This is a genomic window from Methylobacterium endophyticum, from assembly GCF_050591105.1.
Taxonomy (GTDB): Bacteria; Pseudomonadota; Alphaproteobacteria; order Rhizobiales; family Beijerinckiaceae; genus Methylobacterium.
The window spans coordinates 168,035-178,065 of the sequence record NZ_JBNHES010000009.1; the positions used below are offsets into that span (position 1 = coordinate 168,035).

A 10,031-nucleotide genomic window follows, 5' to 3' on the forward strand; every position below is an offset into this window, starting at 1 on the left:
AGGAAGTGCGCCGCCTTCAGGGCGCGCGCATCAGCTCCGGCGCGTCGAGGCGCGGCAGAACGCCCTCGCGCATCACCGCGCGCCGCAGCGGCCCGATGGCCGTCATGGCGAGGAGCCCGGCCCCGCGCAGGGCGTCGACGGGAGCCAGATCCGCGAGGAGGCTGCGGTTCAGGAGGTCGACGGCGGTGCCGCGCAGGGCCGCGTCCCGGCGCCGCGAGCGCGCGAAGGCGGAGAGGACGGCCCCCGATCCCGGATCGCGGCCGTCGCGCAGGGCACGCGTCACCGCGTCGCGCAGGCAGGCCCCGTCCCGCAGGCCGAGATTCAGCCCCTGCGCCCCGATCGGCGGGAAGACATGCGCCGCCTCGCCGATGAGCGCCAGTCGCTTGGCGACGGAGGTCGCCACGGAGAGCCCGCGCATGGGCACGAGCCCGCGCGGTCCATCGACGCGCATGCCGCCGAGGAAGCCCTGCGCCTGACGCTCCACGGCCTGCGCCAGGGCCGCGTCGTCCAGCTCCGCCAGCCGCCGGGCCGCCGCCTCGCCCGTGACCCAGACCAAGCTCGACCGATACCCGCCCGGCAGCGGCACCAGGGTGAAGGGTCCCTGCCGTGTATGGAACTCGGTGGAGACGTCGCGATGGGGCTGCTCATGGGCGAGGAGCGTCGTCACGGCGCCCTGCGGATAGGACCATTCCTTCACGGGGATGCCCGCGGCGGTACGCAACGGCGAGCGCCCGCCATCGGCCCCGACGATCAGCCGGGCGTTCAGCCGTCGTCCGTCGGAGAGGACGAGTTCGGCATCGCCCTCGGCCGGCCGCATCCCGGCGGCGTCGCATTCGGCGAGATGCAGGTTGGAGGCGGCACGGGCGGCCTCGCGCAGCAAAGCGACGAGCCGGGCGCTCTCGACGTTCCAACCGAAGGCGTCGAGCCCGATCTCCCCGGCCTCGAAGCGGGCGGGCGGCGGGCGGAACAGGCTGCCGCTGTCGTCGACGATGTGAAGCTCGGCGAGAGGCGCGGCATGGGGCGCGATCGCCTCCCAGACCCCGAGCGCCTTCAGGAATCGCACCGAGCCGTCGAGCAGGGCGACGGTCCGGCCGTCGGGCGGGGCGCCATGCGCGCCGACGAGGGCGGTGCTCACGCCCGCCCGTGCCAGCGACAGGGCGCAGGCGAGGCCCGCCGCGCCGGTCCCGACCACCGCGACATCGAAGGAATCCGTCCTCGAAGCGTTCACGGGTGCCGATCCTCGCCAGCGCGCGGAGCCGGCGGGAGGCCGGGTTGCGCGGGACATGATATAGGCGCCCCGGTCCGGCGCGTCTCGTGTCCGCCGGCCTCGATCGCGGGTGAGCCCGCGCCGTCCGCCATTGCCATGGCGGCTCGGGCGCTTATCTCGCGCCGGGACGACAGGATCACGCGATACCGGGAGAGATCGGGATGCCCAAGGCGATCCGGGTTCACGAATACGGCGGCCCCGAGGTGATGGCCTTCGAGGACGTGCCGCTGGCCGAGCCGGGACCGGGTCAGATCCGCGTGCGCCAGACCGCCATCGGCGTGAACTTCATCGACATCTATTTCCGCAGCGGGCTCTACAAGGCCGCGCAGCTTCCCTTCACCCCCGGCAAGGAGGGCGCCGGCGAGGTCACCGCCGTGGGCGAGGGCGTCGAGGGGTTCAAGGTCGGCGACCGGGTCGCCTATGCCACGGGCGACGGCACCTATGCCGAGGAGCCGGTGATCGCTGCCGCCGGCGCCGTGCATGTCCCGGAGGGCATCGAGGACGCCACCGCCGCCGCGATGATGCTCAAGGGCCTCACCGCCGAGTACCTGCTGCATCGGGTCTACCGGGTGAAGCCCGGCGACACGATCCTCTTCCACGCCGCCGCCGGCGGGGTCGGGCTCATCGCCTGCCAGTGGGCCAAGCATCTCGGCGCCACTGTCATCGGCACCGTCGGCTCGCAGGAGAAGGCCGAGCTCGCCCGCGCCCATGGCTGCGACCACGTCATCCTCTACCGCGACGAGGATTTCGCCGCCCGCGTCCGCGAGATCACCGGCGGCAAGGGCGTGCCGGTGGTCTATGACGGCGTCGGCAAGGACACCTTCCCCGCCTCCCTCGACTGCCTGTCGCCGCTCGGCACCTTCGTCAGCTTCGGCGCGGCCTCGGGGCCCATCGCCGCCTTCGACATCGGGCTGCTCGCGCAGAAGGGCTCGCTCTTCGCCAACCGGCCGACGCTGTTCACCTTCACCAGCACGCGCGCCACCCTCGACGCCATGGCCGAGAACCTGTTCGGCGCCGTGTCGGGCGGCGCGATCACGATTCCCGTCCATGCGCGGTCGAGGCTCGCGGACGCGCAGCAGGTCCACCGCGACCTCGCCGGCCGGCGGACCACCGGCGCGACGGTGATGATCCCGTGATCCCCCGATCCTGGGATCTCCTTATCCCGGAAGCCTTGGACGCTTGAGGGACGGGCGAGTGCGGATCGAGCCCGCCGACGTCCTGCTCGTCATCGACGTGCAGAACGACTTCCTGCCCGGCGGGGCGCTGGCGGTGCCCGATGGCGATGCCGTCATCGCGCCGGTCAACCGGCTCGCCGCCCGCTTCCCCCATGTCGTCCTGACCCAGGACTGGCATCCGCCCGGCCATGTCTCGTTCGCATCGAGCCATGCGGGCCGGCGCCCGTTCGAGACCGTGCCGCTGCCTTACGGGACGCAGGTCCTCTGGCCGGACCATTGCATCCGGGGGACGGCCGGGGCGGCCCTGGCCGCCGGGCTCGAGGTCGAGCGGGCGGAGCTGGTGATCCGCAAGGGCCACGCGCGCGATGTCGACAGCTACTCGGCCTTCCTCGAGGCGGACCGGACCACGCGGACGGGACTGGCCGGCTACCTGCGGGAGCGCGGGCTCGGCCGGCTCTTCCTGTGCGGGCTGGCCACGGATTTCTGCGTGGCCTGGAGCGCCCTCGACGCGCGGGCCGAGGGGTTTGCGACCTTCATCGTCGCTGATGCCGTACGCGGCATCGATATCGACGGTTCGCTCGATCGCGCCTTCGCCGAGATGGACGCGGCGGGGATCCATCGCTTAACCAGCGGGGAGATCGGCTGAGGGCGGAGGGAGAACCGCATGGCGGGACGAGGCAAGACGGGCTTCCTGCGGGCGCGGGGCGGCCACTCGCATGCGCGGGTCACGAATATCGAGCTGTTCTTCGACCTCGTCTTCGTCTTCGCCATCACCCAGCTCTCGCACACCCTGCTCCATCACCTCTCCATCGGAGGCGCGTTGCAGACCGGGCTGCTGTTCCTCGCGGTCTGGTGGGTCTGGATCTACACGTCCTGGGTCACGAACTGGCTCGATCCCGAACGCGGGCTGGTGCGTCTCGCGCTGCTCCTGCTGATGCTGGCGGGGCTGGCGCTCTCGACCTCGCTGCCGAAAGCCTTCGCCGAGAAGGGGCTCGCTTTCGCCTCGGCTTACGTCTTCATGCAGGTCGGGCGCTCGCTGTTCATGGTCTGGACGCTGCGCGGCCACAGCCCCGGCAACGCCCGCAATTTCCAGCGCATCACTCTGTGGTCGGCGGCCGCGGGCGTGCTCTGGATCGTAGGAGCCCTGCTCGAAGGGGAGAGCCGGTTCGGGCTCTGGGCGGCGGCGCTCGCCATCGAATACGCGGGGCCGAGCCTGGGCTTCTTCGTGCCCGGCCTCGGCGCCTCCACCACGGCGGACTGGGACGTGGAGGGCGAGCATCTCGCAGAGCGCTGCGGATTGTTCATCATCATCGCGCTCGGTGAATCGGTGCTGGTGACGGGCGCCACGATGGCCGATCTGGCCTGGGACGCCACCACCCTCACGGCCTTCGCCGTCGCCTTCGTCGGCAGCGCGGCGATGTGGTGGATCTATTTCGACACGGGGGCGGAGCGCGGCAGCAGGCTCATCGGGGAATCCGAGGATCCGGGCCGGATCGCGCGTCTCGCCTATACCTATCTCCACCTGCTCATCGTGGCGGGCATCATCGTCGCCGCCGTCTCCGACGAGCTGCTTCTGGCCCATCCCCACGGCCATGTGGAGGCGTCCACCACCGCCGCGATGCTCGGCGGGCCGGCCCTCTTCGTCGCCGGCAACATGCTGTTCAAGTGGGTGGTGGCGGGACGCTGCCCGCTCTCGCATCTCGGCGGCCTGGTGCTGTTCGCGGTGCTGGTCCCGCTCGCCCACGACCTGACGCCCCTGCTCCTGGCGGCGGGGGCGGCTCTGGTCCTCGTCGTCGTGGCCGGCTGGGAGTGGGCGTCGCTCCGGCACCACCGGGCGAACGTGCCGGTCCGGTCCCACACCTGATCCCGTGATTCCCTGACGACGGGATCCGGGGATCACAGGATCAGACCGCGATGCCGTGCAGGTCGTAGGTGTCGGCGCGCTCGATCTTCACGGTGACGATGTCGCCCTGCCGCAGGGGCCGTCGCGAGGCGACATGCACGCTGCCGTCGATCTCCGGCGCGTCGTATTTCGAGCGGCCGCGCGAGACGGTTGGACCGGGCTCGTCGATGATGACGGGGAGCCGCTTGCCGACCTTGGCGCGCTGGAGCTTGAGCGAGATGGCGGCCTGGGCCTCCATGAAGCGGCGCTTGCGCTCGGCCTTCACCTCGGCGGGGATGAGCTCGCCGAGATCGTTCGCCACGGCGCCGCGCACGGGCTCGTATTCGAAGCAGCCGACGCGCTCCAGCCTCGCCTCGCCGATCCAGGTGAGCAGTTCCTCGAACTCGGCCTCCGTCTCGCCGGGGAAACCGACGATGAAGGTCGAGCGGATGGCGAGGTCCGGGCAGGTCTCGCGCCAGCGGCGAATGCGCTCCAACTGGCGCTCCTGGTTGCCCGGCCGGCGCATGCGCTTGAGGACGCTCGGGCTCGCATGCTGGAGCGGCATGTCGAGATAGGGCAGCACCTTGCCCTCGGCCATCAGCGGGATGACCTCGTCGACATGGGGGTAGGGGTAGACGTAGTGCAGCCGCACCCAGGCCCCGAGGCTGCCGAGTTCGCTCGCGAGATCGGCGAAGCGCGTGCGGACCTCGCGATCCTTCCACATGCTCGTCGCGTAGCGGGTGTCCAGCCCATAGGCGCTGGTGTCCTGCGAGACCACCAGCAGTTCCTTCACGCCGGCAGCCACCAGTTTCTCGGCCTCGCGCAGCACGTCGCCCGCCGGGCGGCTGACGAGATCGCCGCGCAGGCTCGGGATGATGCAGAAGGTGCAGCGGTTGTTGCAGCCCTCCGAGATCTTCAGATAGGCGTAGTGGCGCGGCGTCAGCTTCACCCCCTGCGGGGGGATGAGGTCGAGGAACGGATCGTGGGCCGGCGGCACCGCCTCGTGCACGGCCGCGACCACCGATTCGTAGGCCTGCGGGCCGGTGACGGCCAGCAGGTTCGGGTATTTCTCGCGGATCTCGTCGGGCTGCGCGCCCATGCAGCCGGTGACGATGACCCGCCCGTTCTCGGCCATGGCCTCACCGATAGCGGACAGGGATTCCGCCTTCGCCGAATCGAGGAAGCCGCAGGTGTTGACGATGACGACGTCCGCCCCGTCGTGCCGCCGCGACATCTCGTAGCCCTCCGCCCGTAGGTGGGTGAGGATACGTTCCGAATCGACCAGCGCCTTGGGGCAGCCGAGGGAGACGAAGGAGATGCGCGGCGCGGCGCCCTTGTTGGTGACGGATGCGGTCATGACGGCTCGGGGCGCCGGTCGAGCGGGCTCGGACCGGCCGTGACGGCGTGGATTGCAGGGTTGCACGATCCTATAGCGGCATCGGCGGACCCTGGCGAGGGCCAGACAAGGGGCGAAGCAGGGGGCCAGGCAAGGGGCCAGCTATGACGGCGTTGCCGGCCGCGCAGGCGCCGTCCGGCGCGCGGGGCGGTTTACGCGGCGCTTCCGATCGCTCACAGGACGAGACGCGCCGCGCGCGGGACGCCTAGCCCCGCCCGCAAGAGCGTCGAGAGGAGGAAGCCCGAGACCGTCATGTGGACCCGCGAGATCCCCCCGATCGATCCGGTGACGGCGGCCGCGCGTCTCGAGCGGCTTCCCGGCCTCGCCTTTCTCGACAGCGCGATGCATCATGACACGCTGGGGCGGATCTCCATCGTCGCGGCCGATCCCTTCGCCCGGTTCCGCTGCCGCGACGGCGTCTCGACCCTCGACGGCGAGCGCGTCGAGGGGACGCCGCTCGAGGCCCTGCGGGCCTGCCTCGCGCCCTGGCGGGCTCTGGCCGATGCCGGCTTTCCGGGAGGCGCCATCGGCTATCTCGCCTACGATCTCGGGCGCTCGCTGGAACGGGTCGCCGTGCCGCCGCGCCGAGCCGGCCTGACGGACGACATCGCCTTCAATCTCTACGACACCGTTCTCGTCATCGACCACGAGGCGCGGACCTGCCGCCTGGTTTCCTGCGGCTTTCCCGAACATCCGGCGGACGCACGCGAGATGCGCGCGCGGGAGCGCCTGGATCGTTTCGCCGATCTGCTGGCGCAATCGGCCGAGCCTTCTCGGCCCTGGTCGGGCCCTCTCGCGTGGCACTCGAACTTCACCCGAGAAGCCTATGAAGCCGCAGTCGAAAAGGTCCGCGACTACATCCGCGCCGGCGATATCTACCAGGCCAATATCGCGCAGCGCTTCACGGCCTCGCTGCCGCCGGGATTCGACGCCTTCGGCCTCTATCGGCGCCTGCGCGAGACGAACCCCGCGACCTTCGGCGCCTATCTCGCCTTCGAGAGCCTGCGGGTGGCCTCGAGTTCGCCGGAACGTTTCCTCAAGCTCGATGGGCGGCAGGTCGAGACCCGTCCGATCAAGGGCACCGTCCGGCGCGTGGCCGACTCGGACGCGGACCGGGCGCTCGCCGAGGCGCTCCAGTCCAACCCGAAGGAGCGTGCCGAGAACATCATGATCGTCGACCTGCTGCGCAACGACCTGTCGCGCATCTGCGAGCCGCATTCGGTCGCGGTGCCGGTCCTGTGCGGGCTGGAAACCTATGCCTCCGTCCACCATCTCGTCTCGGTGGTGACAGGGACGCTCCGGGACGGCGCGGATGCCGTCGATCTCGTCGCGGCGACGTTTCCGGGGGGCTCGATTACCGGCGCGCCGAAGCTCAGGGCCATGGACATCATCACGGAGATCGAGGGCGACGCGCGGGAGCTCTATTGCGGCGCCATCGGCCGCATCGGCTTCGACGGCTCTCTCGACACCTCCATCGCCATCCGCACCGTGTTCATGGACGGGGAGACCGCCGTGCTCCAGGCCGGCGGCGGCATCACCCTGCTCTCCGAGCCCGGCCCCGAATACGAGGAGACGCTGACCAAGGCCGCCCGCGTCTTCGCCGCCTTCGAGGAGCCGGCATGATCCTCGTCCTCGACAACTACGATTCCTTCGTCTTCAACGTCGTCCGCTATTTCGAGGAGCTCGGCGCGCAGGTGCGCGTCGCTCGCAACGACGCCCTCGACGTCGACGGCATCCGGGCCCTGCGGCCGGACGCCCTGGTGATCTCTCCCGGCCCCTGCACCCCGGCGGAGGCCGGCGTGACGCTCCCTGCCATCAAGGCGCTCTCGGGGGAGCTGCCGATTCTCGGCGTCTGCCTCGGCCATCAGGCCATCGGCGCAGCCTTCGGAGGCGCGGTGGAGCGGGCGCACCGGCCTCTGCACGGGCAGGCCACCGCGATCCGGCATGACGGGACGCGGCTCTTTTCCGGCATCCCGAGCCCCATGCGGGTCGGGCGCTACCACTCGCTGATCGTCGCGCCGCGACCGGGCATGGAACAGACGCTCACCGTCGACGCGCTTTCGGAGGAGGGCGAGGTGATGGCCCTCTCCCACCGGAGCCACCCCACCTACGGCATCCAGTTCCACCCGGAATCGGTGCTGACCGAGCACGGGCACGCGCTGTTCTCGAACTTTCTGGAACTCGCCCGAGCCTGGCGCATGCGGGACCAGGGTTCCGGCCCGTCCGGCCGCATGGCGGCGATTCATGCTGTGGCTTGACGACCGCCTGATCGAGGGCAGCGTCGCGCCCTTCGACTTGACCGATCGCGGTCTCACCCTCGGTGACGGCCTCTTCGATACGGCGCTGGCGATCGGCGGCCGCATCGCGTTCGAGGAACGGCATCGGGAGCGCCTCGTCGCCGGCGCCCGCACCCTCGGCTTCACGGTCGAGCCCGTGCGTATCGCGCGCGCGATGCGTGCCCTGGCGGATCAGGGGCCGCGCCTGTCGGTCCGCACGACGGTCACGCGCGGCACCGGCCCTCGCGGCATCCGGCCGCCACAGGATCCGAGGATCACGGTCTTCGCCATGGCCACGCCGGTGGTTGCCACCGCGAGCTTCGCTCCGCTCCGGCTGTATCCGGTCTGCATCCGGCGCAATGAGACCTCCCCCGCCGCCCGTCTCAAGACGCTCGGCTATCTCGACGCGGTCCTCGGATCGGCCGAGGCCGTGCGGGAGGGTTTCGACGAGCCGCTCTTCCTCAACACAAGAGGAGCCGTCGCCTGCGCCGGGAGCGGCAACCTGTTCGTTCTGCGCGGCCGTGAGTTGGCGACGCCTCCCCTCTCGGATGGGGTGCTGGACGGAATCGTGCGGGAGGAGATCTTGACGCTTGCCGGAGGAAACGGAATCGCGGCGAGCGAGCGAAGCCTGTCGCCGGACGATCTCGACGGAGCGGAGGCGGTGTTTCTCACCAACTCGCTGCGTCTCCTGTCTCCCGTCACGGCGATCGGGTCTCGAGCCATGGAAAGCCCCGACCATCCGGTCGTGAGGATGCTTCAGGCGGCTCTGCGCCGGCGGGTGGCGGAGGATTGCGGGATCGCTCCCGACGACGTCGCATGAGCCCTGCGCGTGGCTCGCGGGTCTTCCCGGCATCGAGAGCGATCCTGACGGGTGTGCTGGTCCTGCTCTTTGCCGGGGTCGGGACCGTTCATGTCGTCAGCCCCGACAGGCTGATGCCGATCATGCCCGCCTGGGTGCCGTATCCGCGGTTCGTCGTCGTCGCGACGGGGATTCTCGAACTGCTCGGCTGCGTCGGGCTGATATGTCCGGGCCTGCGATCCTGGGCCGCCGGATCCTTCGCGCTCTACGCCGTCTGCGTGTTCCCGGCCAATCTGAAGCACGCCTTCGATCACGTTCCCGTGGCCGGATTGCCCGATAGCTGGTGGTATCACGGACCTCGCCTGGCGTTTCAGCCGGTCCTGGTCTGGGCTCCGTTGTTCGCAGGCGGATTGATCGATTGGCCATTCCGGCGCCGAGAGCCAGACCATCCAGGGATCACGGGATCCCGTGACGGGCCGGAAGACTGAAACTTCGACCGTCCGGCAAACGTTCGGAGAGATGCGGTGTGCCCCCGGCGTCGTGGCGGGATCCTGCGAGGTTTGATAGCGAACGGCCATGCTGAAGAGCACCGATTCGAACCGGCCGAAACCGGTACGGCCCGCTCCGCCAGCCGGGCATCCGCCACGGCGCGAGGAGGTCGAGCGCGCCATTGAGGATATTCTCGACCGTCTGCGCCCCAAGCCTCGCCGGACGACCAGACCGCAACCGGATGCATCGGTTCGGGTGCCCGGAAGCCCGAGGCACCTGACCCTCGTTCCCGATACGGGCGGTGGCCGGCCCTGACGGGCGTCACTCCCGCGCCCGTTCCGCCTGCTTGACCGCCTGCCAGGCGTCTTCCATCGCCGCCAGATCGCTCTCCGCGAGACCGCGTCCGGTATCGGCGAGATACTGGGCCATCGTGGCAAAGCGCGCTTCGAACTTGAGCGTGCCGGCGCGCAGGGCCGTCTCGGGATCCACGTCGGCGTGACGGGCCAGATTGGCGACGGAGAAGAGCAGATCGCCGATTTCCTCCGAGACCGCGGCCATGTCTCCGGCCTCGATGGCCTCCGCGACCTCGTCGAGCTCCTCGCGCACCTTGCCGATGACGGAGCTGTCAAAAAGCGTTGGAACGGGACCCCGGATCGGCGTGCAATGGGGACCCCTTCGCAAGCTCGGCACGGTGCGGCTGAGCTGATCCGAAGCCCAGCTTTGGCGTCGTAGGTTCTGGCCTCAGGC

At 70.3% G+C, this 10,031-nt stretch carries 10 protein-coding genes; 7 read left to right on the forward strand and 3 right to left on the reverse strand.

Translation table 11 applies throughout. From position 1 onward, the window contains the following. Positions 1-16: 16 nt before the first annotated feature. On the reverse strand, positions 17-1,228 hold the full coding sequence (locus ACP56T_RS12495; protein WP_430912438.1) for an FAD-dependent monooxygenase: 1,212 nt from the start codon (positions 1,226-1,228) through the stop codon (positions 17-19). A 200-nt stretch (positions 1,229-1,428) separates the two neighbouring features. Here ACP56T_RS12495 and ACP56T_RS12500 point away from each other — a divergent pair, with 200 nt between their 5' ends. The 3 genes from ACP56T_RS12500 to ACP56T_RS12510 are packed head-to-tail and all read left to right on the forward strand — an operon-like array spanning position 1,429 to position 4,306. Beyond that, on the forward strand, positions 1,429-2,403 hold the full coding sequence (locus ACP56T_RS12500) for a quinone oxidoreductase family protein (protein ID WP_430912439.1): 975 nt from the start codon (positions 1,429-1,431) through the stop codon (positions 2,401-2,403). Between the two features lie 43 nt (positions 2,404-2,446). Further along, positions 2,447-3,088: a bifunctional nicotinamidase/pyrazinamidase gene (gene pncA, locus ACP56T_RS12505; RefSeq protein ID WP_430912440.1), complete on the forward strand. Its 642-nt coding sequence runs from the start codon at positions 2,447-2,449 to the stop codon at positions 3,086-3,088. An 18-nt stretch (positions 3,089-3,106) separates the two neighbouring features. Continuing rightward, positions 3,107-4,306 carry a low temperature requirement protein A gene (locus tag ACP56T_RS12510; protein WP_430912441.1) on the forward strand — a complete coding sequence of 400 codons (1,200 nt, stop codon included), beginning with the start codon at positions 3,107-3,109 and terminating at the stop codon, positions 4,304-4,306. A 40-nt stretch (positions 4,307-4,346) separates the two neighbouring features. Here ACP56T_RS12510 and rimO read toward each other — a convergent pair whose 3' ends face one another. Next, on the reverse strand, positions 4,347-5,681 hold the full coding sequence (rimO, locus tag ACP56T_RS12515) for a 30S ribosomal protein S12 methylthiotransferase RimO (RefSeq protein ID WP_430912442.1): 1,335 nt from the start codon (positions 5,679-5,681) through the stop codon (positions 4,347-4,349). Positions 5,682-5,972: 291 nt separating this feature from the next. On the opposite strand from rimO, the gene pabB reads away from it, so the two are divergent. Genes pabB through ACP56T_RS12535 form a run of 4 tightly spaced genes read left to right on the forward strand, consistent with a single transcriptional unit; the run spans position 5,973 to position 9,283 of the window. Further along, on the forward strand, positions 5,973-7,343 hold the full coding sequence (gene pabB / locus ACP56T_RS12520; protein ID WP_430912443.1) for an aminodeoxychorismate synthase component I: 1,371 nt from the start codon (positions 5,973-5,975) through the stop codon (positions 7,341-7,343). Continuing rightward, positions 7,340-7,978: an anthranilate synthase component II gene (locus ACP56T_RS12525; protein ID WP_430912444.1), complete on the forward strand. Its 639-nt coding sequence runs from the start codon at positions 7,340-7,342 to the stop codon at positions 7,976-7,978. Before pabB ends, ACP56T_RS12525 begins: the two co-directional genes overlap by 4 nt. Then, on the forward strand, positions 7,965-8,816 hold the full coding sequence (locus tag ACP56T_RS12530) for an aminotransferase class IV (RefSeq protein WP_430912445.1): 852 nt from the start codon (positions 7,965-7,967) through the stop codon (positions 8,814-8,816). The genes ACP56T_RS12525 and ACP56T_RS12530 overlap by 14 nt, the downstream gene beginning before the upstream one ends. Positions 8,817-8,869: 53 nt before the next feature. Then, positions 8,870-9,283: a DoxX family protein gene (locus ACP56T_RS12535; protein WP_430912446.1), complete on the forward strand. Its 414-nt coding sequence runs from the start codon at positions 8,870-8,872 to the stop codon at positions 9,281-9,283. 322 nt (positions 9,284-9,605) lie between these two features. Here the strand turns inward: ACP56T_RS12535 and ACP56T_RS12540 are convergent, their stop codons facing one another. Beyond that, positions 9,606-9,974 carry a MazG nucleotide pyrophosphohydrolase domain-containing protein gene (locus ACP56T_RS12540; protein ID WP_430912447.1) on the reverse strand — a complete coding sequence of 123 codons (369 nt, stop codon included), beginning with the start codon at positions 9,972-9,974 and terminating at the stop codon, positions 9,606-9,608. Positions 9,975-10,031: the final 57 nt, after the last annotated feature.

Bases quoted from the DNA above. Each gene is read 5' to 3' on its own strand.
- ACP56T_RS12500 (WP_430912439.1), top strand. From the start codon at position 1,429: ATGCCCAAGGCGATCCGGGTTCACGAATACGGCGGCCCCGAGGTGATG.
- ACP56T_RS12510 (WP_430912441.1), top strand. From the start codon at position 3,107: ATGGCGGGACGAGGCAAGACGGGCTTCCTGCGGGCGCGGGGCGGCCAC.
- rimO (WP_430912442.1), bottom strand. From the start codon at position 5,681: ATGACCGCATCCGTCACCAACAAGGGCGCCGCGCCGCGCATCTCCTTC.
- pabB (WP_430912443.1), top strand. From the start codon at position 5,973: ATGTGGACCCGCGAGATCCCCCCGATCGATCCGGTGACGGCGGCCGCG.
- ACP56T_RS12525 (WP_430912444.1), top strand. From the start codon at position 7,340: ATGATCCTCGTCCTCGACAACTACGATTCCTTCGTCTTCAACGTCGTC.
- ACP56T_RS12530 (WP_430912445.1), top strand. From the start codon at position 7,965: ATGCTGTGGCTTGACGACCGCCTGATCGAGGGCAGCGTCGCGCCCTTC.